This window comes from Vibrio sp. E150_011 (genome assembly GCF_053544015.1).
In genome coordinates this window covers 672,211-696,568 of sequence record NZ_JBHFOL010000001.1, presented here as the reverse complement: position 1 = coordinate 696,568, position 24,358 = coordinate 672,211, and the positions used below count along the sequence as shown (strand labels likewise).

Below are 24,358 nucleotides of genomic sequence, written 5' to 3'. Positions count from 1 at the left end.
GGTAATGATGTCCTTCGGAGAGAGCGATGAAAGAACAAACAGCATTAAAGCAAGTTGCTGACATGGCAAGAATAGCCGACAGCTACGTGAGTGCGTGGGGCAGTGAAGCGAAAGTAGAAGACGATATTATTCTTCGTTTGCTTGCGTCTTTAGGCTATGACACGACTAATGATGAGACTCTGCTGAAGTCAGCAGAACGAAAACACAAGAAAGAAGTTCTAGAGCCAGTCCTAGTAGTGAAAGATGGCGATGCTATCGAAGTAGAACTTAACCTTGGTGTGAGTGCTCGTGAGAGTGACTTTAGTTGGCGCCTAGAAACAGAGCAGGGAGAAGTACTTGAAGGCTATCTTCAATCTCAGATCGTTCGTGATGAGCGCGCCGAGGGTGGCCCTTTAGTATTTTCGTTGCCAAGTGACCTCCCTTGGGGTTACCACAAATTGTACTTGGAACGTAAGCGTCGTAAAACACCTTATGAGATGACGTTGATTTGTACACCGAAAGCCTGTTTCAAACAACCTCAGATTGATCAAGGTAAAAAGCTTTGGGGACCGAGTGTTCAATTGTATACGTTGCGAACTCAGCATAACTGGGGTATCGGTGATTTCGGAGACTTAAAGCAGTTAGTGAGCGACATTGCCGCACGTGGTGGTGATTTTGTTGGTTTGAACCCAATTCACTCGTTGTTCCCTGCGAACCCTGAGGGCGCGAGTCCATACAGCCCATCGTCACGTCGTTGGTTAAATATTCTGTATATCGACGTGAGCTCTGTGCCTGAATTTGCATTGAGCGCTGATGCTCAACAACAAGTGGGCAGTTCTGAGTTCCAACTTCGTTTGCAAAAAGCACGTGATTCTCATTGGGTCAATTACACAGAAGTTGCGGCTTTGAAAATGAGTGTTCTGCCGCTGCTGTTTTCTCAGTTCAAATTGCGTCATCTAGACAAGCAGTCTGAGCGCGGCAGCCTGTTCCTAGATTTTGTGGAACAAGGCGGAGAAAGCCTCGTTCATCAGGCGGCATTTGATGCCATCCATGCCGACCTTCACGCGGAAGATTCGAGCGTGTGGGGATGGCCAGTATTCCCTGAAAAATATCGCCGTTTTGAAAATGCGGCGACACAGAAATACATCGCTGATAATCAGGACAAAGTTCATTTATACATGTACCTGCAGTGGGTCGCTGATACGCAAATAAATGAAGCGCAAGCACTCGCTGAAGAGAAAGGCATGGCGGTTGGTCTTTATCGTGATCTTGCGGTAGGGGTTGCGGATTCTGGCTCAGAAACATGGGCAGACAACGGTAATTTGGCTATGGATGCCAGTATTGGTGCGCCACCTGATATTTTGGGGCCACTGGGGCAAAACTGGGGGCTACCTCCGTTGAATCCACAAACGTTACGCGACACATCGTATGACCCATACATTGAACTGTTGCGCGCCAACATGAAGCATTGTGGATCATTGCGTATTGACCATGTGTTAGGGTTGTTACGTTTATGGTGGATCCCGAAAGGCGAGAACGCGACGAAGGGCGCTTATGTCTACTACCCTGTGGAAGATATGCTGGCCATTCTGGCATTAGAATCGCATCGTCATCAATGCAGTGTTATTGGTGAGGACTTGGGTACGGTTCCTGATGAAATTGTTGATATCTTGCGTGATGCGGGTGTGCATTCTTACAAGGTGTTCTTCTTCGAAACCGCTGAAGATGGTGGTTTTATTTCACCGAAGCACTATGCAGAACAGTCGATGTCAGCCTTGTGTACCCATGATATGCCAACACTACGAGGCTTCTGGCATTGTGATGATCTGAAAATGGGTCAAGACATTGGTTTATATCCAGATGAAGCACAGCTGAAAGAATTATTTAATGACCGCCTAGAATGTAAGCAAGGCATCTTAGATAGCGTGGCTTGGCACGGTTACCTACCAGAAGGTGTGGGTCGAGATGCAAGTTTAGTCCCTATGGATACGCACCTAAGTGAGGCACTGCAGCTGCATTTGGGCGCTGGGTCATCAACGCTGCTCAGTGTTCAACTTGAAGACTGGTTAGAGATGGATAAACCCGTCAATATTCCAGGCACCGTCGATGAATACCCTAACTGGCGTCGTAAACTGTCTATGAATTTGGACGAAGTTTTTGCAAAAGAAAGCGTCAATCGTATTGCTAAGAGCCTGTCTAAAGCGCGCTCGAAAGCCGGCGAATAACGTTTAATCCCTTTGGGTTATTCTTGCATTAATTGAGTAATAAAAAGCACAGTACTATCCAGATATCGCGCTGAGCGAGTTGGATGGCTGTGCTTTTTTGTGTTCAAAAAAAGAGATGTGCTGGAGGTGAACTCGAGCCGTTGACGCTGCGGTCCAGTTTATAGTGTAAATCCGATGCGATATAACATTTTGCACACAAAAATATCGAATGAATCACTTCCTGTATAACTGGATTTAAGTACAATGAAAATGCTGGTAGCCCGCCTTGCGCGGGCTTTTTTTATGATGTCTCTAATGCTTACATTATTACAATTAGGAGACAGATTTGGTCGAGGGAGATGAACGTTGAATAAAACAAGGCTTAAAAGACAAGATCAGGCGTATGAACGACTGTCGAATGCATCATTCGCAGACCCATTTTCGTTCTTAGGTCCTTATCTACAAAATGATGGTATTGCTCTGCGCACATGGATCCCCGGTGCAGATAGCGTCGCTGTCGTTTTGGAGTCGGGAGAACGTCTACCGCTTAAACGAGAAGCGGAATCCGGCTTTGTCTTAGAATCAGACCTCGATTTGAGATATACCCACTATCAGTTGGCTGCTGACTGGAATGGTACCGAGCAGATTATTGATGACCCATATCAATATCATGCGTTGTACGCAGAATATGAAGAATTGCATACCCCAAAAGCAATGTATCATCATATGGGCGCACAATTTATTTCGTTAGAGCGTGAAGGCAAGCAGGTCGCGGGCACGCGCTTTCTTGTATATGCGCCGCATGCGACGGCGGTGAGCTTAGTCGGTAATTTTAACGCATGGGATGGACGTCGTAGTCCAATGCAGCGACTAGATTACGGCATTTGGGGATTATTTATTCCCGATCTAGAGGAAGGGGCACAATACAAATTTGAAATGAAAGGTCCTAACGGAGAAGGCTTACCGCATAAAGCGGATCCGTGGGGATTCTACTCAGAGCAACACCCTTCTTTCTCTTCTGTTACCTATGATCATAGCCGCTATCAGTGGCAAGATGACCAATGGCAGACTCGTCCTGTGACCGAAAAGCGCAACGAGGCACTGTCATTTTACGAATTACATGTTGGTTCGTGGAGACGAAATGAACAAGGTGAGTTTCTTAACTATCGAGAGCTTGCCAGTGAGCTGATCCCTTATTTAACGGATATGGGTTACACACACGTTGAGCTTATGCCTGTTTCTGAGCATCCGTTCTATGGGTCTTGGGGTTATCAACCGGTAGGTTTATTTGCGCCGACGAGTCGTTTCGGCTCACCAGATGATTTCAAGTACTTTGTTGAGCAGTGTCATTTAGCTGGGCTTGGCGTGGTGCTCGATTGGGTGCCTGCGCATTTCCCGTCAGATGATCACGGGCTGGCAAACTTTGATGGGACGCCGTTGTACCATGATCCCGATCCGCGCCGTGGTTGGCATCAAGATTGGAGTTCATTCATTTACGACTTAGGTCGTGAACACGTTCGTCGATTCTTGGTTTCTAATGCCCTGTATTGGTTTGAGCAGTTCCATATTGATGGTATTCGAGTCGACGCTGTGGCATCGATGCTTTACCTTGATTATTCGCGTAGTCATGATCAATGGATCCCCAATGCAGATGGTGGACGCGAAAACTACGATGCGATCGCGACACTAAAGTGGATGAATGAAGAGGTCTACAAACACTTCCCTAACGCGATGACCATCGCGGAAGAGTCAACCGCGTTCCCTGGCGTGTCGGCACCGACCTTTATGGGTGGGCTCGGCTTTGGGTTTAAGTGGAATATGGGTTGGATGCATGACAGCTTGTCTTATATCCAAGAAGACCCTATTAACCGCAAGTATCACCACGATACGATCACGTTCCCATTAGTGTATGCACACAGTGAAAACTATGTACTGTCGCTTTCGCACGATGAGGTGGTCTACGGTAAGCACTCTATTCACAACAAAATGCCAGGTGATGAGTGGCAGCAAACGGCTAACCTAAGAGCATACTTGGGTTACATGTATGCTCAACCGGGTAAAAAGCTTAACTTCATGGGCGCTGAATTTGGTCAAACGGGAGAGTGGAACCACGATGATCAATTACAGTGGTTCTTACTGGAGTTTGAACGTCATCAGGGCGTCCAAGCGGTCACTCGCGATCTGAATGCACTGTATAAAGCTGAGAAACCACTGTTCGAACTAGACTCTGAACCGAAAGGGTTTGAATGGCGTCTTCAAGATGCGGCAGAGGCGAGTATTCTTGCCCATGAGCGTATCAGTGAAGATGGACAACGTATTTTAGTCGTGTCTAACTTTACGCCAGTCCCTCATGAAGCCTTCCGTTTGGGAATGCCATTGGCAGGAAGCTATGAGTTATTGCTGAATACGGATGACGTAAAATACTCAGGCAGTGGCTTTGAAGTGGTTGCAGAGGCTCGTACGGAAGCGGTGGAAAGTGAGTCGCAACCTCAATCTATTGCGTTGCGCCTACCACCGTTATCGACCGTGTTTTACAAGTATAAAGGCTAACAACAAGAGGGCTATCCGGTGACGCACCATTGTCGGAATTCACGTCAATGGATGAAAAACGGATACCGTTCGATGATAATTAAGCCCAGCGTTTGCTGGGCTTCGTTATATCTGGAGAAAATAACGGGATGTTCTACACTCAAATCTCTATGCTGCAATCGCTATACTCTAGGTGCTTGTATGTTTAAAATCAGCACTTAACGTAAAGTAACATCAAAAAATAAGGATTATTAATGGTTACCGCTTTGTACGCGTCATTACTCGCAATACTGATGATTTGGTTATCGATACAAGTCATTAAACAACGAAGAAGCAATCAAGTTGCTTATGCCGACGGGGGAGTGGAAGGACTACAAATCGCACGTAGCGCACACGGCAATGCCGTTGACTACATCCCCATCACGATTATTTTAATGGCTTTTGTTGAGTACAATGGTGCACCTTTGCTTTGGGTTCACGCAATGGGGATAGCCTTTCTACTTGGCCGAATACTTCATGCAAAAGGCATTCTAACGCAATGGTTCAAAGGTCGAGTCTTGGGTATGCAATTGACTCTATTGGTGATGGTTGCATTGATTGTGTCAAATCTTGTGTATTTGCCTTTTGAGCAATTATTTTAACGATGAGGCTTCGATTTCCCCCAACGTGGGTGACGGTTTCTATCGGGTTAATCCTCAACGTTATGGCGATTGTCATGTCGAGTCAGGTATTGGATAAAATGACGGCTGAATTGACGCTCTTGGAAGACAGAAAAGAAGCCAACCTCTATTCCATTCAATTGGCTTGGAACCAAGTAGAGACGCTGGAGCGTAAGCGTGAAGGGGTCATGTTGCATTTGGATACCCCAAAAGCCAGTTTGTACCAATCGGAGTCAGTGCTACAAGAGGCCCTTCGTCATCAACTGTCGGCATGGGTAGTAGAGCCTGTTCCAGCCATTACCATGAATAACCTCCCTGATCTGATGCAAGTTATTAATCAATCTCAGCAATCACAAAGGGACATCATTGATGAGCTGTATCTCGATAACCTGTCGCTGGCTGAAGAGATGCAATTCATCACGAAGAAAATGGCGTTTTATAAAGATATTGCTTTGTTTTTGCAGGTTTTTGGATTGGCGTTGATTCTTGCGCGAGACCTATCGAGAAGGTAATCTCATGCCAGTGTGAACCATCAAAAAGGTGTTTGGGCATTTTTTGATACTTAATCTTCCGGTACGAAAGGTCGTAAAAAGTGCCGGTTACCCGCAATTACACTCAGCCTTTAGTGAGCCTTGCCAGGCTGAGTGTTTTGCGTCGGCTATTTACTCCCAGTTTTCTTTATTTACTGGCGTACGCTCGGTCATAGGCAGACTGCATGACCGCAACAACTTTGCTATAACCCATTCTTTCAATACTCTCCATGTACTCTGGCCAATCTTTTTCAATATCACGGGAACCTAAAATCCACGCTTGTTGCTTTTCGACCATAAAATCACGAATGGTGATCCAGTGCTTATCGTACGTATCTTTTTCCTTAGCATTGAGCGAGACCCCCATGAAAGGTTCAAGTAAGTAATCGCCCTGGTCATACAGTGCAATGCCTTCCAGTGCATGTTTGTTTGACCACTGTTCTTCATTGGCGTAATCCATTGGGAAACCACGCTGGATTTGTGCGCCAATGGCCCACATTTGTGCGTTGACAGGGGTGTCTGATTCTAAGATCGCCTTCTTGAAAGTGGGCTTACCGTCTACAACGTCGTAGTGTTCACCCTCAATACCGAAGTTAGCGAGTCGCTTACCTTGCTGTGTAAACCAGAAATCAAAATACTTGACGGTTTCAACCGGGTGTTCATTGGTGTAAGAAATCGCCCAGCCGTCTGGTTTCACTTTTGCACGTCGGTGCTCTTCTACTCGTTGACCTGAAATGGACGCTGGTGGCGCAAAGGCCTTGAACTCAAATCCGGCGACTTTATCGTCAAGTGAATCGTTATAGCCAGAGGTTGAGGCAAACCAATCATGGGTCATGCCGCCAAGATCGTTCGACAATAAATATTCGCGTGAGCGACTGCCTCGCGTGAAAACCTCTGCATCGATCAAGCCTTCTTCATACCATTGGGCGAGGTTTTTGATGCCTTCCTTATAGCCTTCACCGGCGTAACCATGACGAATCTCGCCATCAACGACATGAAAATCATGGAAGACATCTGAACCTGAGGTTCTGCCATCCCACAGTGTTACCAAGCGAACCATTTCTTGCCAATGACGGGCAAAGAAGGGAACTTCATCTTTTTTACCATTACCGTTTGGATCGTTGTCTCGGAACGCCTTAAGGACGGTGTACATCTCGTCTACAGTCGTTGGCGGCTTTAACCCAAGCTTTTGCAGCCAGTCATAGCGCACAAAATACCCACGACCGTATTTTCCATCAGGCAAGTATGGGATGTAGTAGATATTGCCGTCTGATGCCTTGATTGACGAGGCGATGTCTGGGTTGGCGTCAAAAAATGCTTTTATGTTTGGTGCATGCTTTTCTATCAACTCATTGAGTGGCACAAACGCGCCTTCGGGACCATAGGTGTTGACGTTATTCTTCATGCTGGAACCGCCGACAATGTCGGGTAACTCCCCAGAAGCAATAAGGAGGTTAAACGCCTCTTCGCTTTTAGTCGTCGCCATTGAGGCAACGTTGTTGAGGTGCACATTGGTCAGTCTCGCGGCCTCTTTTTCAACCGGCCAATCGTTGTTGTAGACAAACTTCTTTTGGTGCAAGTGGATATCCAACTTGAGTGGAGAATCCGAGACTTTATAGTCGCCATCTTGCGCCATAACAGGGGAGGCAATGACGGCTGCGATCAGTGCAGATAGGGTCGTAGTTACTTTAACATTCATCCTTTTTTCCTTGTTTTTGTTATTGCTTTATTTCATTGCTAGGGCGTTATTCTTTAACGCCGCCAAGCATGATCCCTTTGTTGAAGTATTTTTGAAGAAACGGATAGAGAAGAAGTACAGGAATGATTGAACAGACCATGATGGCTGCACTAACCGTTTCAAATGAGTAGGCGGCATTGATCAGTGAGCTGGCGAACGTATCATCGTCGGTTAGCTGGGTAATGACTTGCCTTAGATAGACTTGTAGAGGGACCTTACTTTCGTCCCGCAACAGGACCATTGCCCAGAAAAATCCGTTCCAGCGAGCAACAATACAAAACAGAGCGACAGTGGCGAGCGCGGGCTTTGCCAGAGGAATGAAGACCTTCCAAAGCACCTGAAAATCGTTCGCGCCATCCATGCGAGCGGCTTCTTCAAATGATTTCGGTATCGCTTCAAAAAAGTTACGCAATAAGATGATGTTGAAGGCGTTACAAGCGAAGCCAACAATAATACCGAAGTAACTATTTAACAGCCCTAAGTCACGCATGTTGAGGAAGAACGGGATCATACCCGCGTTGAACCACATGGTGAAAGCGATAAGAATATTCCAGTACTTACGCCCTAATAACTGAGGACGCGAGAGCGCATACGCACCGGGAATAATGATCAGCAAACTTGTTAATGTACCGAAAAACGTATAGATAAACGTGTTCTTATATGATCCCCAAAACGCGGGGTCTGAGAGGACTTTTTCATAAGCAGCGAAGGTAATGTCCACCGGGGTTAAGACGACATCTCCTGCCGTAACCGCATCCCCGGCACTGATGGACATGGAGGCGACATAGATAAAGGGATACAGCGTACTGATAGTAAATAGCGCCACCAGTAACATATTGATATAAACAAATGTTTTATCGCCGCGAGAGTATAGGTTCATGTTCATTGTTTGACTCATAACTGGCTCCTATTACCACAATGACGTTTGTGAAACGCGACGGCTGATACTATTCGCAACCATCACTAAGATGAAAGCGATGCCGGCATTAAATAATCCAGCGGCGGCGGCTAAATCATATTGGGCAGCTTGGATACCTTGTCGGTAAATAAACGTGCTAATGACGTCTGCGGTTTCATATGTTGCGGGTTGATACAACATGATGATCATCTCGAACCCAACTTCTAATATGTTACCGATGCGAATAATCAGCATGATAAGAATGGTCGGTAGAATGCAGGGTAGGGTTATGCGCCACATCATTTGCCATCGAGAGGCACCATCGACAACCGCTGACTCATACAACGATGGGTTAACCCCGGCGATGGCGGCTAAAAATACAATGGAACTAAAGCCCGCTTCTTGCCAAATACCTGTACCCACAAAAATGGTTCGGAACCATTCTGGTTTCGTTAGAAAGTAAACCGAATCGTAACCTAGTGCGTTAAGCATTAAATTCACGACGCCAGTCGAGGGGGAAAAGGCGGTGATGACAATACCGGCAATAATGACAGCAGAGATAAAGTGGGGAAGATAAACAATGGTCTGTGCTGTACGCTTAAATTTTGCGTTGAGGATCTCGTTAAACATGAGCGCAAGAATGATGGGGACGGGAAACCCGAATATTAGGCTAGCACCACTAATCATGACCGTGTTCTTAATCGCTCGTAAGAACTGATCGTTCTCAAACAAGGTAAAGAAATGCTCAAAGCCAACCCATGGGCTCGCCGAAATACCTTTAAAAACGCTGTAATCCTTGAAGGCTATTTGCAAGCCATACATAGGTTTATATAAAAAAACCAAGAACCAAATAACCATTGGGGCGAGCAGCACATAGATTTGCCATTCCTTGGCTAAATGGCGCTGTAGCCATCGACCTTTAACCTTGAGTTCACTAAGCCATGAAGCATGTGGCATGATTTGTTGCGAGGTGCCTTGCTGTGAAGTGCCTTGTAGATTGTCCATGTGACACCTCCGTTAGTTAATCGTTTCGCGTGGTAATGCTTGCCCTGTGTTTTTATCGAACACAGTAATCGCATCGGTACGGAAATAGAGCGTGTCGATCCCCCCTAAGTGGTCGACTTTCCCATGTGTTTCCGTCTTAACCACAAAAGGCTTACCTCCAAACTGGCAATGAAGCAGCGCTTCGGAACCTAGCGTTTCAACCAAATCAATGTGAGTAGAGATAGCGGAGGCGTCCGGAACAGAGGTAATATCGGTGTATTCAGGTCGTATACCCAGCAAGATAGGCTGATTGTGTTCCACGCCTTTGACGTGGGGAAGTATGCAACGCGAATCGCCAAAACGGGCAACCCAACCGTCGGGTGTGAGCTCAGCGGTCGCCTCAATGAGGTTCATTGGTGGTGAGCCAATGAAGGTGGCAACGAACGTATTGACTGGGTTATTGAATAATTCCATTGGTGTGCCAATCTGTTCAATCTTTCCGTCGCTCATGACAACAATACGATCAGCGAGCGTCATTGCCTCTACTTGATCGTGAGTGACATAAACACTGGTGACACCGAGTTGGTGATGCAGGCGTTTAATTTCAGCTCGCATTTGGGTACGAAGTTTGGCATCGAGGTTTGATAACGGCTCGTCAAATAAGAACACTTTTGGGTGACGAACAATGGCTCGTCCCATCGCCACGCGTTGACGTTGACCACCCGAAAGATCAGATGGACGACGTTCAAGCAAATTCGTAAGGCCAAGAATTTTTGCTACATCGTTAACTGATTGGGTAATTTGGTCCTTGGGTACTTTACGGATACGTAGTCCAAAGGCGATATTTTCCGCAACACTGAGGTGAGGATAAAGGGCATAGTTTTGGAAAACCATCGCAACGTCACGGTCTTTAGGGGCGATATCATTGACGCGACGATCATTGATATGAATATCACCTTCGGTAATTTCTTCTAGGCCAGCTAACATGCGTAGCGTTGTTGACTTACCACAACCTGACGGCCCGACGAGAACAATAAATTCTTTTGATTTTACTTCTAAATTAATACCATGTACGACACTAATATCACCGTACGCTTTAACGATATTATTCAACTGAACACCAGACATAACTTTTCCTTGTCTCGCTAGCGAAATTGAAGTGCTTAAAATATAAAATTAAAAAATTAGAAGGAAGCGCATTATAGATAGTGGAGCAATATAGCTTCCTTGCTATATTTGAATCACTTTAATTTTACTGAGGGGGGAATAAAGGTGAATAAATACTAAGGCAGGAATGTATTTATTCACCAGTGCATAATTAAATATTAATGATTAGAAGCTGTACTTCACACCAAGACGAGTTCTTAGCTGGCGGTTGTCTTCTGCTGATGAACCTTCGTCAACTGTCCAGAATTCCATGTAAGGAGTGAAAGCGTCAAATTTGTAACCAATCTTAAGACCTAAATCCCACTCCCAGTCTTTACCGTTCGCAAGGCGGACATTATCATAGTTTTTGTTTAAGTTTGCTTCGTAGCTTAACTTAAGGTTCTTCAAAGATTCTTGACTAAATTTGTAGGCACCTGTTAGCGTCCATTTACCTTGTTGAACGGTGCTATCCGCCACAGTAAGTTTGCTACCATCGGTTGTAGTTTTAGTGCCTGCTGTTGAATCGTAAACTTGGAACTCATGACGATAACGTAGAGCGGTTGTCAAACCAAAATCTGCTCTATAACCAACACGGAACTGAGGTTTCCATGTTGTTTTATTTGAGCCAAATGTAACTGGCATACCTGGCTGTATATACCAGTTGCTATCATCAAACTTCTTAGTCCAGTCCCAGCTAAATTCTGAATCACCACGTGATACGTTGTTCCAAAAGTCAGTTTGATCTTCACTTTGGAATTTTTGCTCAACACCTAACCCAAGCTTGCCACCAAAAACTTCAGTAGAGTCGCTAATTTTAATACGGTGCGCATATTTTTCATCAGTGTGCTTATATTCCGCACGGTAATCTAAGTTCGTTGCAGCCGCTGAACCAGCCAATAAAACGAGTGCCACACCCACTGCGGATTGCTTAAGTTTCATACTGATATTTCCCTTATATAAAGTATATTATTGCTAGATTATTATTTTTGCTTCTTAACTATCGATACAAATTCGCTACATTTTATGTGCGTTTATATCTATTAAGTTCGCGATTACAGTTAACATTGTTGAAATGTTAAACAGCTATTAACCGTCGCTCATTTCTGTGGTGTGTAACACGAACATGTTGTATTGAATTAATGTATGACAAATGATATTCGAATATCAGGATTATTCTGTGAAATGCATCAACATTTACTATTGATGGAATGAGTTTTTGTCGATAGGTGGGGCTTGATCACACTTTATTACAGATAGTTTCAGAATTTTATACCCCATCACTTGTGTGGGCATGTGCATTGAGCTGAAAAAAGATAGTCGGTGAGTTTTATCTATAACCTATTGATTATGAATGGTTAAAATGTAATCGATATTAATGTTAATAATGTATTTTTAGAAATAATATCAGTGACTTGTGTTGCTTTCTGGTTTGAAAAAGTAGAACAGAGAACATAAATCGATGATTCATCAAGCCTGGCTGAGCAAAACTTGACCCAGTTAACTAACTGGCTTTCAATCTGGTCGAAAAACGATAACCTGATCACGTTGAGGTATATTGTATTACAATTAAAGGGCGTAACGAGATATATTGATTTGTAACAGCAAATAAATATATAAAAAAGGATTATAGAGTTATGGATCTGAATACACTCATTGTTGGAGTCTATTTTTTATTCCTGATGGCAATCGGATGGATGTTTAGGACTTTTACCAGCACAACAAGTGATTACTTCCGTGGGGGCGGTAACATGTTGTGGTGGATGGTTGGTGCGACTGCGTTCATGACCCAGTTCTCAGCATGGACGTTCACAGGTGCAGCAGGTAAAGCGTACAACGACGGTTTCGCAGTCGCTATTATTTTTCTAGCGAATGCGTTTGGTTATTTCATGAACTTTGCGTATTTTGCGCCGAAATTCCGTCAACTACGAGTTGTCACGGTAATTGAAGCCATTCGCATGCGTTTTGGTGCAACGAACGAACAAGTATTTACTTGGTCTTCAATGCCAAACAGTGTGGTATCGGCAGGTGTTTGGCTAAATGCACTAGCTATCATTGCATCAGGCATTTTTGGCTTTGATATGACGATGACCATTTGGGTTACTGGTCTTGTTGTTCTGGCGATGTCGGTAACAGGTGGTTCATGGGCGGTAATCGCCTCTGACTTTATGCAGATGGTTATCATCATGGCCGTGACCGTAACATGTGCGGTTGTCGCGGTTGTTCAAGGTGGCGGTATTGGTGAAATTGTTAACAACTTCCCAGTAGGCGACAGCGGTTCATTTGTCGCTGGTAATAACCTTAACTACCTCAGCATCTTCAGCATTTGGGCATTCTTTATCTTTGTTAAGCAGTTCTCTATTACGAACAACATGCTTAACTCTTACCGTTATCTTGCGGCAAAAGATTCTAAGAACGCGAAAAAAGCGGCACTGCTAGCTTGTATCCTTATGCTTTGCGGCGTGTTTATCTGGTTTATGCCTTCTTGGTTCATTGCTGGTCAAGGTGTTGACCTAGCGGCAGCGTACCCTGATGCAGGTTCTAAAGCTGGTGACTTCGCTTACCTTTACTTTGTTCAAGAATACATGCCAGCAGGTATGGTGGGTCTTCTAGTGGCAGCGATGTTTGCCGCGACTATGTCTTCAATGGATTCAGGCTTAAACCGTAACTCAGGTATCTTTGTTAAGAACTTCTATGAAACTGTTGTTCGTAAAGGACAAGCTTCTGAGAAAGAACTGGTTACTGTCTCTAAGATTACGTCTACCGTGTTTGGTATTGCAATCATCCTTATTGCACAGTTTATCAACTCACTTAAAGGCCTGAGCTTATTTGATACAATGATGTATGTTGGTGCGCTAATCGGCTTCCCAATGACTATTCCTGCATTCCTAGGTTTCTTCATCAAAAAGACTCCGGACTGGGCTGGTTGGGGTACGCTAATCGTAGGTGCATTTGTCTCTTACTATGTCGGCTTTGTTATCAATGCAGAGATGGTATCGTCAGTATTCGGCCTAGAAGAGCTAACGAAACGTGAATGGTCTGATGTTAAAGTAGCAATTGGCCTAATGGGACATATTACTTTGACAGGCGGCTTCTTCATGCTGTCAACACTGTTCTACAAGCCTCTTACTGAAAAGCGTCAAGCGGATGTTGATAAGTTCTTTGGCAACCTATCTACTCCTCTGGTTTCTGAATCAGCAGAGCAAAAAGCACTTGATAACAAACAACGTCAAATGCTAGGCAAACTGATTGCAGTAGCGGGTATTGGTATTATGTTTATGGCCTTGCTAAGCAACCCAATGTGGGGACGTTTGGTGTTCATCCTCTGTGGTCTGATTGTTGGTGGTGTCGGTGTGCTGCTTGTGAAAGCCGTAGACGATAGCGGTAAACAGGCAGAGGCAGCGACAGAAAGCTAAGTCTGATAGAAAATAAATGACAGAAAATGCGACGCCTTTGGGTGTCGCATTTTTTTGCTTTAATTTTCTCGCCTGGTTACTTTCGTTGGTGATAAAGCCGTCACTTGGAGATTAAAGTGGATGAAAATGTAAGGACTGACACCGGCTAAATAAAGTGATGTTCACTTGGCTTAATCAGTTTTGTATTGAGTTCAATGCTATGTCACAGGTTTTATGTGCGGAGTGGGAAGTAAGCAGGGTCCGCTGTTTTCTTGTTTAGAGCGTATCTGTTATTACGTCAATGCTGTGAAGTAATGAGTAAAAGTAGAGGATGACCCAATAATAACCAGAGGTATTATTGGGATTCGCCGTTAAGAATAGTGATTAGCTGTTAAGAATAGTGATAGGCCATGCGTATAGTAAGGACAAGCGTTGCGATTCGAATACTGCAATATTAATGGAAGAGGTTAGGGATATTAGCGATTGAGATACATTGAATATGGATAGTAGCAGTACTAATACATACGGTTATAGTGTGGATAGTCAGCGCCTAACTGCCAATAATGGCAATAGGCATTCTAACTGATGAGCAGGTAAGCGCTAAATTTTTGAAAACAGTAATGCCCCACATTTTCTGGCTTTGGTGTGGTCAGCAACCATAATCGAATTGTAGACATCTAAATAGAGCGACATTTTACTTTGTGACATATTTATTGATGACGCATTATCGTTACTATAAATAATGTTAAATATTTTTGAGTATGGAGTGAATACTTCATTGTTCGAAGAGGAAAATAATAGGCAATGAAATTTATGACATAGCTTTATCCAAATATCATAATTGGATTTATGTGTCTCCATAGCTTGAATCGTTTTAGATAATTCAATTCTTTGCTCAATAGTTGCGTTATTTGCTGCCTCGGCGCAGACTTCAGGGGCAAATAACTCCTGAACACGAACAAATCGATCGATAACACATTTCATTTCAGGTAAGTCAAAAGACCATTCTAACAATTGTGGGTCCACGAAATTCCATTGGTAGCGCGGTGTAATACGAGTACCCGATTTTTGTTTAGATGCAAGCAGCCCTTTCGCTGATAAAAGTTTTAATGCTTCTCTTATGCTACTCCGGCTAACGGAATACTGCTTGGATAAGTCGACCTCTGTCGGAAGTGCATTCTCTTTGTAAGCGCCAGTAATAATATTTCTTGCGATACTGTAAGATATTTTTATGTAGTTGCTTTCCATGCGTAAATATTCCAATGTGGTATTAAGAATATAATATCAAGCATATTGTCTTATTATAATTACATTTATTTGATAGTGTGAGCAAGGGTGTTTTTTTGTATCGATATGTAAGAGAATCCTGAGTGGTTGCATAAAAAAACGGCTAATCAAGTGATTAGCCGTTTTATATAATCGTGAATATTTACGTTTTATAGAAAGTCTTTACGCATCGGCGTGAAGTTATCTAGTAATACACCAGCTTTGATGCATTTTGCGCCGTGAATAATGTTTGGTTCTTTGTACATTACGTCGCCAGCTTTAACGATTTTAGTTACATCGCCAATAGTGAATTCAAATTCACCAGAGATAACGTAAGTGATCTGCTCGTGTGGGTGGCTATGTAGCGCTGCAACCGTACCGTCTTCGAAGTGTACTTCAACCATCATCATGTCTTCACAGTACGCCATCACTTTACGACGTAAACCGCCGCCACAGTCTTCTAATTCTACATCTTTGTTATATACAAACATTGCTAACCTCGTGTCTTTGTTTATCAAGCCACATCTAACGACGACAGTCGTTGATTATGGTCGTTGAGTAGTAGTTGAGAAGCCGAGCGGGCGAGTGGAGCGTCGCCCGCCATAATGGCTTCATAGATATCTTGGTGTTCTTCAAGGCAGAATCGACCGCCAACAGCGGCTTCGTCGATAAAGGTTTTGAAAATGGCGTCCAGAATATTAGAAAAAGGGATATAAAACGGGTTTGCAGTCGCCAAGAATATCGTCTTATGGAACTCGTGATCGTTGAGTGTCCATGAAGTATAGTCATGATTTTCGGCCGCATGTGTCATATTCTGAAAACTGACAGATAGTGCTTTGCGATGTTCAATGGACGCGTTTTTTGCTGCCATCGCACATGCTTCTGGTTCGATAGCCTTACGAAGTCCTAAAAACTGCGTTAGAAATCGCTGTACGTTGTTCGTATCTTTAACCCAATCCAAAAACTGAGGATCAAGAAAGTGCCATGACTGACGTGGCATGATGTTGGTACCAACTTTAGGTTTTGATTCAATCAACCCTTTAGCAGAAAGTAGCTTTGTCGACTCACGTAACGCGGTTCGGCTGATACCAAACTGTTCACATAATTCAAGTTCGCTCGGGAGTTTTTCTCCCTCTTTGAGCTCACCGGTTAATATTTTGCTTGCCAGTTCTTTTGCTATCTGGACGTGAATTCGTCGACTTGAACTTGCAACTGCATGAAAAGTAGCCATAAAATGGACCTTATAAATAGAAAACGTTCCCCTTAACCACTAAGCGAAACGTGAATTTGCTACGGTGCTAATTGGCCGCCGTTGACGTCAAGGATCTGACCTGTGATGTAACCGCTACAAGCGTGTGAGGCAAAAAACGCAAATGATGGCGCCACTTCATCAATATTGCCAAATCGGCCCATTGGGATCCCATTTGCAATGGCTTCTTTAAGTTCGTGAGTCTTACCGTCGTGAAACGCAGTATCAATAGTACCGGGAGACACGATATTGAAACGGATATTGTCCTTGGTAAATTCTTTTACCCAGTTGCGATGAATGTCGTGCAACCACGCTTTGGAAGCTGCATAAATCCCCGCACCAACACCGCCACCTTCGCGCCCTGCAATCGAGCCGGTACTTATAACACAGGATGTTTGGCCTGATTCAAGCGCCGACTGGCGTAGATGAGGAATGGAAAACTTGGTTGTCATCAAGGCCGAGCGCGCGTTTAGGTTCATTACCCGTTCATAAAACTCGTCGTCAATACTTTCAAGGTTTTCACGCCCACCAAGGCCACCCGCATTGTTGATCAGTACATCAAGGCCACCAAAGTGGTCAGTGAATTCACCGATCAGTTTTTCACATTCATTCGTATCCATTAAATTTGCTTGAAAATAGGCAACGTCAGCACCGAGCTCGGTTAATTCCGTTATCGCTGCTTCAACATGAGGCCCTGCGCGACGACTATTGATGCCAATTTTGGCACCATATTTCGCAAATACGCGCGCGGTTGCCAGACCCATACCAGCGGTAGAGCCAGTAATTAGAACACGTTTGTTCTTAAGATCATTGAACATGTCAGCATTACCTATTTTTACAATATGTATTAATCATACAATATCACTTAATTGCGTCAATGTTTGTTAGCTTAAAAAGACAATTACGGTCACATAATTTGTGTAAATGGTGAAATGTTGTGAAGGAAGTCTCAAAATAAGCGGTGTTTACTGTGATGTCGGTATTAAAAATGTGGAACAAAAAGAGAGGAATGTCGAATAAATGGGTATTTTCGCAAGGAGGTAAGCACGCTAGATGATACAATACCTGCTAAAATAATACATAAACCTTTCACTAAGCGAAGTACATATGTCAGGCAGTAAGTTTAATTCAATTTCAGGCTCCAAGCGAAGCATCCATGTGCAGGTTGCACGAGAGATTGCTCGTGGTGTTCTTTCTGGTCGGTTACCTGAAGGTTCAATTATCCCTGGCGAGATGGCCTTGTGTGAGCAATTCGGTATCAGCCGCACAGCACTTAGGGAAGCGGTAAAACTATTGACCTCGAAAGGCCTGTTAGAGTCACGCCCGAAAATTGGTACCAAGGTTGTTGACCGCGCTTACTGGAATTTCCTTGATCCACAATTAATTGAGTGGATGGATGGCTTAAACGACGTAGAACAATTTTGTGCGCAATTCCTCGGCCTTCGCCGTGCCATCGAGCCAGAGGCTTGCGCATTGGCGGCTAAATTTGCAGATGCCGATCAACGCATTGAACTTTCCGCAACATTCCAAGAAATGGTTGAGGTTTCTAAAGAAGAAAACTTCGACCAAGATAAGTGGTTGGACGTGGACATGCGTTTTCATAGTTTGATTTTTAACGCAACCGCGAATGACTTCTTCCTGCCGTTTGGCAATATTTTAACGACAATGTTCGTTAACTTCATTGCGCATTCATCCGAAGGCGGCTCGACATGTATCAATGAGCACCGTGCTATTTATGAAGCTATCATGGCTGGTGATAGTGAGAAAGCTCGTGAGGCATCAGCGAGTCATTTGAAAGAAGAAAATCACCGCTTACCACTCGCAAGCTAATTCATTTACAGTTTTTATCAAGGGCAGCGACTTTCGCTGCCCTTTTTTTATCTTGATATTCTTATCTCAGTCACGACCAAAGTGTTTATCTACTGATATAATAAGACATAAAGAACGTAGGAGATCATCAATGTCACACGCTTTGTTACCCAATATCACCCAATTTTTGAGCCATATTGACCCGTTTGATAAGCTTTCTGATCCGTTGCTGAGACAAATTGCAGCGGAAATAAAAATCATCTATCTGGGTAAAGGTGATGTGATTGATCCTTGCAGCGGTTTGGTTGACACCCACAGCAAAGGAGACCAAGAAGAGTGCGGCGATAAAAAGCGTAAGTACTTGTATGTCATTCGCACGGGCTCAATGGAACAGCGCAAGACCGACGGCGTGCTTCGTGCCCGCTTAGGGGCCGAAGACTTGTTTGGTTTTACGTTCTTAGATGATGATGTGACATCGGAAACGGGTTACCAAGCCGTCGCTATTGAAAATACATTACTCTACCTGATACCACATAATGTATTGGAGGGTATTTTTAAACAACACCCAGAGTATGCGGAACATTTTGCGTCGCAAGCTCAAGTGCGTCTTAAGTCGGCTTTAGATGTGGTATGGTCAAACAAAGAAAAAGGCCTGTTCGTCAAGAAAGTTTCGGAAGTAGCAAGTGGTGTGATTGCGGTTGTTGATGCGGATACACCAATCAAAAAAGTCGCGCACGAAATGCGAGTGACAAAGCGCTGCTCTACTGCCGTAGTTCGAGAAAATGGCAAGCTCGTTGGTTTGATGACCGACCGAGACATGACAAAGCGCGTTATTGCCGAAGAGCACGATATTAATGCTCCCATTCGAGAAGTAATGACTCAAAATCCTTTAGTCGTTAGTCCAGATGACCTTGTCTTACATGCGGCTTCCCTCATGATGCAATACAATGTTAGAGGGCTGCCTGTCGTCTCAAACGGCGAAGTCGTTGGTCTGTTAACAACGACGCATTTAGTCCAAAACCACCGTATGCAAGCCATCTTCTTGATTGAAAAAATCAAATATGCCACGAGTGTTCGAACGCTATCGAGCTTTACTGCTGAGCGACAAGCTATTTTTGAAGCACTGGTTGAAGGCAAGGTTGCACCGGAGATTATTGGGCGAGTGTTGTCCATGATCATGGATGCCTATAACCGTCGCTTGATTCAAATTGCGATTGATAAGCTTGGCCCACCACCTTGTAAATTTGCATGGATTGTTGCTGGTTCGCATGCTCGAAATGAGGTCCATATGTTGTCGGATCAAGATAATGCGCTCGTGCTTAGTGATGATGCGACCGATAACGATAAAGTGTATTTCCGTCACCTCTCTCAGTATGTAGTCAATGGGCTAGATGCCTGTAGCTACCCGTTATGCCCTGGCAAATATATGGCTGCGACACCTAAATGGTGTCAACCACTGAGTACTTGGAAGCACTATTATAAGAAATGGGTAGCGAACCCTGAATACGAGCGCCTTCTCAATATCAGCGTGTTTTTGGAGATTCGCTGTGTCTTTGGTGAGGCTCATTATGCCGATGTATTGCGTGATGAACTGCACGCAAATATTCGTAGTAACCGTGAGTTCTTGGGTATCTTGGTACGGGATGCGATCAATACGCAGCCACCATTGGGTGTGTTTAACAAGCTGGTACTGCAAAAAACGGGTGAAAATCGGAAAACACTCAATATCAAGAAATACGCCATTAACTTAATCATTGATTTAGCTCGCATCTATGGATTGGCTGTCGAGTGTGATTCGTCCTCTACCGACGAGCGATTTACTCGAGCAAATGAGCACGGTATGTTAAGCGACGATGCGCTGAAGAATATCATTAATGCTTATCAATTTATTTTGATGTTTAGGCAGCATCATCAGCTCGAGGCACTGAAGAAAGGTGAGATACCGGATAATCATATCAACCCAGACAGCTTTGGTAGCTTTGAGCGCGGTAACTTAAAAGATGCATTCCGCATTATTGCGAACTTGCAAGAAGCCGCGAAGGTTCGATTTGGCGGGAGGCTATAACGTATGCCTAGCATGTTAAAGTCGGTATTGAATCAGTTTCACGTCTATCAGCATTTTTTAAAGCAAAGGCAGAAGTATGTGGCACAGACGGCATTGCCAGACAATATTGCGGAGTTCCTGACAACAGCCCCTCCTGAGATAGATGATCTTGTCACGATGCACGATTACCTCGTGGTGGATTTTGAAACGACAGGTATGGATGCGGATCAACACTCTGTACTGAGCCTTGGCTGGGTCGCCATTAATAATTACACTATTGAGCTTGATAGTGCGAGGCACATTTATGTGGAGTCGCCTGAAGGTATCATGGCCGAAACCGCTATCATTAATCATATCGTCCCGGAAATGCTCCAAAATGGCGTGTCCTTGGATAATGCGATGTCTCAGCTCTTCAGTGCATCAAAAGATAGGATTCTCATTGCTCATGGGTCGATGATAGAGGCGGCGTTTGTCGAAAAATATCTAAGTACCCACTACGGTGTGCAGAACTTGCCCATCATGTGGCTTGATACCCTTGCGATTGAGAAGGCAATGGCGAATGCGGTGAGTAAAGACACTGAAACAGACGTTCGCTTGTCCGAAACACGCGCTAGATATGGGCTTCCCGAATATAATGGCCACGATGCACTCATTGATGCGATAGCGACGGCGGAATTGTTTCTTGCACAAAGTACTCGCCTGTTTCACAAACAATACCCATGCATTGGTAAGTTGTTCCGACTCAGCCAGTAGGTGTGCCGGGCTAAGCGTCTTGTTGACTGAGTAATAAAGTACGAATAGCTCGTGATGCGATTAATTTAATGTATCAAATCAAAAGAGGCGCTCCTAGGAGCGCCTCTTTTATTGAATGTGCTGTTAACTTCTCAATTAGAAGCTGTAAGTAATACCAACACGAGCACGCAGTTGACGGCCTTTTTCGTCGCCATTGCTGTATTGTACGTTACCCATTTCTACGTATGGTCTCCAATCCCAATCTGCTTCTTTATAGCCAATTTTGAAGTTGTAATCCCATTCGTATTCTTCGTTAGTGCCCATCTTCCATTCTTTGTTGAGTAGGTCGTTTGCATAGTTGGCTTCTGCACCTAGTTGCCACGCATTCCAGTTGTAATCAAGGTTAGCGGTTAATTTGCTGCGGCTCAGGGAACCGTGTTGCTCATCGTCACGACCTGTTGCTGTGTTATCTCCGGCATAGTTTCTGAACTCATGACGATAACGCATTTTAGCGGTTAGACCACTGTCAAATTTATAGTGAACACGAACTTGCGGCTTATAAGTGGTTTGTCCATTACCAAAGGTAATAGGCATAGAAGTTTGTACGCGCCAGTGGTCGTCTAATTGAAAGTTGTAACCATATTCAAATTCATTGTCGCCCGCTTCTAGGTCAGAGAAAGGCTTACCTTTTTGTTTTGCTTCCACACCAAAGTAGTGGTTACCAACACTAGAGCCAATCTTTACACGGCTTGCGTAATCGCCGGACTCATTTTTGTATTCTTGACGGAAATCGACAGATGCAGCACTTACCGAAGCCGCTGCCATTACTGATACCAATGCTACTGTAACCTTATTAAAAGTACTCATTTATAACCCTTCAATACTTTAGTTTGTTTTAATGTATGACAAATATAATACGGTTATAAATGACTTTTTTCTGTGATTTGGATCTACCGAAAAAGGAGGTTTTAGGGTTTTTTATATAAATAAATTATAAATGGTCTTAGTTAAACTGCTGTTTTTATTGATTGTTTTTAATTTGGAAGATGGTTTTATCTAGCACGGATATTGGGTGGGTTTTGTGAGCCACGTTACCGTTCTTTTACTATGTTTTATAATACAAATGGGTGGGTTGTGGAACTTCTGCAAAGGTTTAAAGTCTTAAGCGCGCCTTTTTCATAGTAGAGGTGGGTGATTTGTCATCGTGTTTCTCACTAGTAGGCTAGATAGAACGACCACATGACGGGGGCGATCTCGGTTGTTTATTTGCGAGATGCTCAATGCTCATCATTGTTGTTAACATTTTTCTGCGAGTGTTATTAACGAAAGGTCAACATTAATTGTCTGACAATATCATTTTACCCTGCTATTTCCTAACTCGATATGCTTTTAAATGTGATCGATTTCAATTTTATAGAAAGTTCATTGCAAATATGGAAAATTATATTTATAAAATAAAAGTCATATTTATCAATAATTTAAATTTACATCTCTGTCATTTTATACCGACAGTTAGCCTGTAACCAAATGTTTCCTGATCAATAACAAGTCCTACATCACAGATGTTCCTCAATAAATGATAAAAAATATAATCATACAAATTGAGGAAATTTTAGATGAACAAAAACCTTATCGCGATGATGATCGCAACGATAGTTGTTACTGGGTGCATGTCTACCGGAGAGGGCGCTGGGGACACCGTTATGGCCGCGTCTGAGCGAGGGCTTAACACGGAAACTTTGCTGGCCAATAACACGAAACCTTTCGTCACTGGAAGCGAGATTGGTGAGGGAGATACGCAAGCCCTAAAAGAGCAATTGCTTAACCTAAAAGACGGCGATGAGCTGGTTATTCCAAAAGGAAAGTACTCAGATCTGGGTCAATTTGATATAACCGCGAACAATGTGACAATCAAGGCAGAGCAAGCTGGGACGGCATGGTTCACTGGGTTGGTTCAGATTAATTTACGTGGCAACAACATTACCCTTGATGGCGTGGTCTTCACAGAAGGTGGGCCTGCTGAGCGAATGGGCGGCATTATTTTCCGTGGTAATGATAATCAGCTCGTTAACTCGACTTTCTATTATTTCAACGATAAGTACACCTACGAACCCGATGACCGACGCTCTGAGTACCCTAAGTACTTATGGATTGCAATGTATGGCAAAAACAACCAGCTTATCGACAATACATTCGAAGGTAAGCATAAACGCGGCACATTAATTGGTATTCAGAAGGCCAGCGGTGATGAGACCGCCGATCACCATATGATTAAGGGCAACCTTTTCTATAACCAAAAACACAACCAGTTTAACGAGTTCGATATTGCTGATGCGAAACGTTATAACTCTAACAGCTGGGAAGCCATACGCGTAGGTGACTCAAAAAGCTCTATCTATCCATCGAAAACGACCATAGAGGGTAACCTCTTCTTGCAAAGTGACGGTGAGACAGAACTGGTTTCGCTAAAATCGGCTGGGAATGCCATCCGTGGCAACACATTTATTGATAACGCCTCAATGATTTCACTTCGTCATGGTGTCAATAACACAGTTGAAAATAACGTCATCTTGGGCAACAGCAAGCGCTTTAGCGGTGGTATTCGTTTGTACGATGAAGGCCACGTGATTCGTAACAACTATATTGAGCGCGTGATGGGTACCGGTAACGTGCGCGGTGGTATTGCCATCAATACTGGTATTACCGATGTGCTAGCGGGTGAAACACTTGACCAGGATGTCAAAGGTAAAGAACTCAGCAAGCAAGCGACGCCTTACAAGGTCTTAATTGAAAACAATTCAGTCATCGATTCTCGTCAGAATTTTTTATACTCCGACAAAAAGCACCGTGTCAGCCTATATGACAACTCTCAGGTGACGTCAGTATATGCCGGTACAGACATCACGTTTAGGAATAATATTTCTTATGCAGGTGTGTCGAACAGTCTGGCATTGAAGGGAAATGACTCGGTAGCCGCGCTCGTTAATCCTGTCTACGAAAACGATATCTACTATGGTTCCGTCGCTGGAACAGAGCTGCCATGGGAAGGCGTATTGTACCGCGACCCTAAATTTGTCTCGGCCGAAAATGGCTTGCTAGAAGCATCAAATTTTGACGGCGGCGCAAGGGACCTCACCGTGTTAACAATGAATGAAACTGGCGCGACCTACCGAATCAAAAAATAAGACCTACCACTATC

The 24,358-nt window shown here is 43.9% G+C and carries 19 protein-coding genes; 9 read left to right on the top strand and 10 right to left on the bottom strand.

Annotated elements, in window-relative coordinates; genetic code table 11:
- The first annotated feature begins 26 nt into the window (after positions 1-26).
- The 4 genes from malQ to ACE1OE_RS02860 all read left to right on the top strand — a co-directional run bounded on the left by malQ (position 27) and on the right by ACE1OE_RS02860 (position 5,883).
- Entirely contained in the window at positions 27-2,204 is a 2,178-nt protein-coding gene (gene malQ, locus ACE1OE_RS02875) for a 4-alpha-glucanotransferase (RefSeq protein ID WP_372061403.1), read from the top strand.
- 345 nt (positions 2,205-2,549) lie between these two features.
- Entirely contained in the window at positions 2,550-4,733 is a 2,184-nt protein-coding gene (gene glgB, locus ACE1OE_RS02870; protein WP_449210041.1) for a 1,4-alpha-glucan branching protein GlgB, read from the top strand.
- 233 nt (positions 4,734-4,966) lie between these two features.
- A complete protein-coding gene (locus ACE1OE_RS02865) occupies positions 4,967-5,353 on the top strand; it encodes an MAPEG family protein (RefSeq protein WP_372061401.1) in 387 nt (128 codons plus the stop codon).
- A gap of 2 nt (positions 5,354-5,355) precedes the next feature.
- A complete protein-coding gene (locus ACE1OE_RS02860) occupies positions 5,356-5,883 on the top strand; it encodes a DNA mismatch repair protein (RefSeq protein WP_449210040.1) in 528 nt (175 codons plus the stop codon).
- Between the two features lie 166 nt (positions 5,884-6,049).
- Here ACE1OE_RS02860 and ACE1OE_RS02855 read toward each other — a convergent pair whose 3' ends face one another.
- The 5 genes from ACE1OE_RS02855 to ACE1OE_RS02835 form a co-directional block, all read right to left on the bottom strand.
- Entirely contained in the window at positions 6,050-7,600 is a 1,551-nt protein-coding gene (locus tag ACE1OE_RS02855) for an extracellular solute-binding protein (RefSeq protein WP_102468912.1), read from the bottom strand.
- 46 nt (positions 7,601-7,646) lie between these two features.
- Positions 7,647-8,537 (bottom strand): carbohydrate ABC transporter permease, encoded by an 891-nt coding sequence (locus ACE1OE_RS02850; RefSeq protein ID WP_449210039.1) that lies wholly within the window; start codon positions 8,535-8,537, stop codon positions 7,647-7,649.
- A 12-nt stretch (positions 8,538-8,549) separates the two neighbouring features.
- Positions 8,550-9,542: an ABC transporter permease gene (locus ACE1OE_RS02845; protein WP_449210038.1), complete on the bottom strand. Its 993-nt coding sequence runs from the start codon at positions 9,540-9,542 to the stop codon at positions 8,550-8,552.
- A 12-nt stretch (positions 9,543-9,554) separates the two neighbouring features.
- Positions 9,555-10,649, bottom strand: a complete 1,095-nt coding sequence (locus ACE1OE_RS02840) for an ABC transporter ATP-binding protein (RefSeq protein ID WP_449210037.1) — start codon at positions 10,647-10,649, stop codon at positions 9,555-9,557.
- A gap of 204 nt (positions 10,650-10,853) precedes the next feature.
- A complete protein-coding gene (locus tag ACE1OE_RS02835; protein WP_449210036.1) occupies positions 10,854-11,606 on the bottom strand; it encodes an oligogalacturonate-specific porin KdgM family protein in 753 nt (250 codons plus the stop codon).
- 695 nt (positions 11,607-12,301) lie between these two features.
- Between ACE1OE_RS02835 and ACE1OE_RS02830 the strand changes: the two genes are divergently transcribed.
- The gene (locus ACE1OE_RS02830; protein WP_449210035.1) at positions 12,302-14,080 is read left to right on the top strand and encodes a sodium:solute symporter family transporter; all 1,779 of its coding nucleotides are present in this window, start codon (positions 12,302-12,304) and stop codon (positions 14,078-14,080) included.
- 579 nt (positions 14,081-14,659) lie between these two features.
- Here the strand turns inward: ACE1OE_RS02830 and ACE1OE_RS02825 are convergent.
- The 4 genes from ACE1OE_RS02825 to ACE1OE_RS02810 all read right to left on the bottom strand — a co-directional run bounded on the left by ACE1OE_RS02825 (position 14,660) and on the right by ACE1OE_RS02810 (position 17,392).
- Positions 14,660-15,307, bottom strand: a complete 648-nt coding sequence (locus ACE1OE_RS02825; protein ID WP_102468917.1) for a FadR/GntR family transcriptional regulator — start codon at positions 15,305-15,307, stop codon at positions 14,660-14,662.
- A 188-nt stretch (positions 15,308-15,495) separates the two neighbouring features.
- Positions 15,496-15,816: a cupin domain-containing protein gene (locus ACE1OE_RS02820; RefSeq protein WP_102468918.1), complete on the bottom strand. Its 321-nt coding sequence runs from the start codon at positions 15,814-15,816 to the stop codon at positions 15,496-15,498.
- Positions 15,817-15,839: 23 nt separating this feature from the next.
- On the bottom strand, positions 15,840-16,556 hold the full coding sequence (locus tag ACE1OE_RS02815; RefSeq protein WP_102468919.1) for a FadR/GntR family transcriptional regulator: 717 nt from the start codon (positions 16,554-16,556) through the stop codon (positions 15,840-15,842).
- Between the two features lie 59 nt (positions 16,557-16,615).
- Positions 16,616-17,392: an SDR family NAD(P)-dependent oxidoreductase gene (locus tag ACE1OE_RS02810; RefSeq protein ID WP_372061388.1), complete on the bottom strand. Its 777-nt coding sequence runs from the start codon at positions 17,390-17,392 to the stop codon at positions 16,616-16,618.
- Positions 17,393-17,681: 289 nt separating this feature from the next.
- On the opposite strand from ACE1OE_RS02810, the gene ACE1OE_RS02805 reads away from it, so the two are divergent.
- The 3 genes from ACE1OE_RS02805 (at position 17,682) to ACE1OE_RS02795 (ending at position 21,180) form a co-directional block, all read left to right on the top strand.
- Complete coding sequence (locus ACE1OE_RS02805; RefSeq protein WP_102468921.1) at positions 17,682-18,404, top strand: FadR/GntR family transcriptional regulator; 723 nt, start codon at positions 17,682-17,684, stop codon at positions 18,402-18,404.
- A gap of 130 nt (positions 18,405-18,534) precedes the next feature.
- The gene (locus ACE1OE_RS02800) at positions 18,535-20,448 is read left to right on the top strand and encodes a DUF294 nucleotidyltransferase-like domain-containing protein (RefSeq protein WP_102468922.1); all 1,914 of its coding nucleotides are present in this window, start codon (positions 18,535-18,537) and stop codon (positions 20,446-20,448) included.
- A gap of 3 nt (positions 20,449-20,451) precedes the next feature.
- Positions 20,452-21,180: a 3'-5' exonuclease gene (locus tag ACE1OE_RS02795; RefSeq protein WP_241903177.1), complete on the top strand. Its 729-nt coding sequence runs from the start codon at positions 20,452-20,454 to the stop codon at positions 21,178-21,180.
- A 135-nt stretch (positions 21,181-21,315) separates the two neighbouring features.
- Here ACE1OE_RS02795 and ACE1OE_RS02790 read toward each other — a convergent pair whose 3' ends face one another.
- Positions 21,316-22,026 carry an oligogalacturonate-specific porin KdgM family protein gene (locus tag ACE1OE_RS02790; RefSeq protein WP_372061384.1) on the bottom strand — a complete coding sequence of 237 codons (711 nt, stop codon included), beginning with the start codon at positions 22,024-22,026 and terminating at the stop codon, positions 21,316-21,318.
- Positions 22,027-22,775: 749 nt separating this feature from the next.
- Between ACE1OE_RS02790 and ACE1OE_RS02785 the strand changes: the two genes are divergently transcribed.
- Positions 22,776-24,344 carry a polysaccharide lyase 6 family protein gene (locus ACE1OE_RS02785; RefSeq protein WP_372062406.1) on the top strand — a complete coding sequence of 523 codons (1,569 nt, stop codon included), beginning with the start codon at positions 22,776-22,778 and terminating at the stop codon, positions 24,342-24,344.
- Positions 24,345-24,358: the final 14 nt, after the last annotated feature.

Excerpts from the sequence above, each read along its gene's own strand:
- ACE1OE_RS02845 (WP_449210038.1), bottom strand. The coding sequence starts at position 9,542 with ATGGACAATCTACAAGGCACTTCACAGCAAGGCACCTCGCAACAAATC.
- ACE1OE_RS02860 (WP_449210040.1), top strand. The coding sequence starts at position 5,356 with ATGAGGCTTCGATTTCCCCCAACGTGGGTGACGGTTTCTATCGGGTTA.
- ACE1OE_RS02840 (WP_449210037.1), bottom strand. The coding sequence starts at position 10,649 with ATGTCTGGTGTTCAGTTGAATAATATCGTTAAAGCGTACGGTGATATT.
- ACE1OE_RS02805 (WP_102468921.1), top strand. The coding sequence starts at position 17,682 with ATGTCAGGCAGTAAGTTTAATTCAATTTCAGGCTCCAAGCGAAGCATC.
- ACE1OE_RS02835 (WP_449210036.1), bottom strand. The coding sequence starts at position 11,606 with ATGAAACTTAAGCAATCCGCAGTGGGTGTGGCACTCGTTTTATTGGCT.
- ACE1OE_RS02820 (WP_102468918.1), bottom strand. The coding sequence starts at position 15,816 with ATGTTTGTATATAACAAAGATGTAGAATTAGAAGACTGTGGCGGCGGT.
- ACE1OE_RS02810 (WP_372061388.1), bottom strand. The coding sequence starts at position 17,392 with ATGTTCAATGATCTTAAGAACAAACGTGTTCTAATTACTGGCTCTACC.
- ACE1OE_RS02855 (WP_102468912.1), bottom strand. The coding sequence starts at position 7,600 with ATGAATGTTAAAGTAACTACGACCCTATCTGCACTGATCGCAGCCGTC.
- ACE1OE_RS02865 (WP_372061401.1), top strand. The coding sequence starts at position 4,967 with ATGGTTACCGCTTTGTACGCGTCATTACTCGCAATACTGATGATTTGG.
- ACE1OE_RS02850 (WP_449210039.1), bottom strand. The coding sequence starts at position 8,537 with ATGAGTCAAACAATGAACATGAACCTATACTCTCGCGGCGATAAAACA.
- malQ (WP_372061403.1), top strand. The coding sequence starts at position 27 with ATGAAAGAACAAACAGCATTAAAGCAAGTTGCTGACATGGCAAGAATA.
- ACE1OE_RS02800 (WP_102468922.1), top strand. The coding sequence starts at position 18,535 with ATGTCACACGCTTTGTTACCCAATATCACCCAATTTTTGAGCCATATT.
- ACE1OE_RS02785 (WP_372062406.1), top strand. The coding sequence starts at position 22,776 with ATGAACAAAAACCTTATCGCGATGATGATCGCAACGATAGTTGTTACT.
- ACE1OE_RS02795 (WP_241903177.1), top strand. The coding sequence starts at position 20,452 with ATGCCTAGCATGTTAAAGTCGGTATTGAATCAGTTTCACGTCTATCAG.
- ACE1OE_RS02825 (WP_102468917.1), bottom strand. The coding sequence starts at position 15,307 with ATGGAAAGCAACTACATAAAAATATCTTACAGTATCGCAAGAAATATT.
- ACE1OE_RS02790 (WP_372061384.1), bottom strand. The coding sequence starts at position 22,026 with ATGAGTACTTTTAATAAGGTTACAGTAGCATTGGTATCAGTAATGGCA.
- ACE1OE_RS02830 (WP_449210035.1), top strand. The coding sequence starts at position 12,302 with ATGGATCTGAATACACTCATTGTTGGAGTCTATTTTTTATTCCTGATG.
- ACE1OE_RS02815 (WP_102468919.1), bottom strand. The coding sequence starts at position 16,556 with ATGGCTACTTTTCATGCAGTTGCAAGTTCAAGTCGACGAATTCACGTC.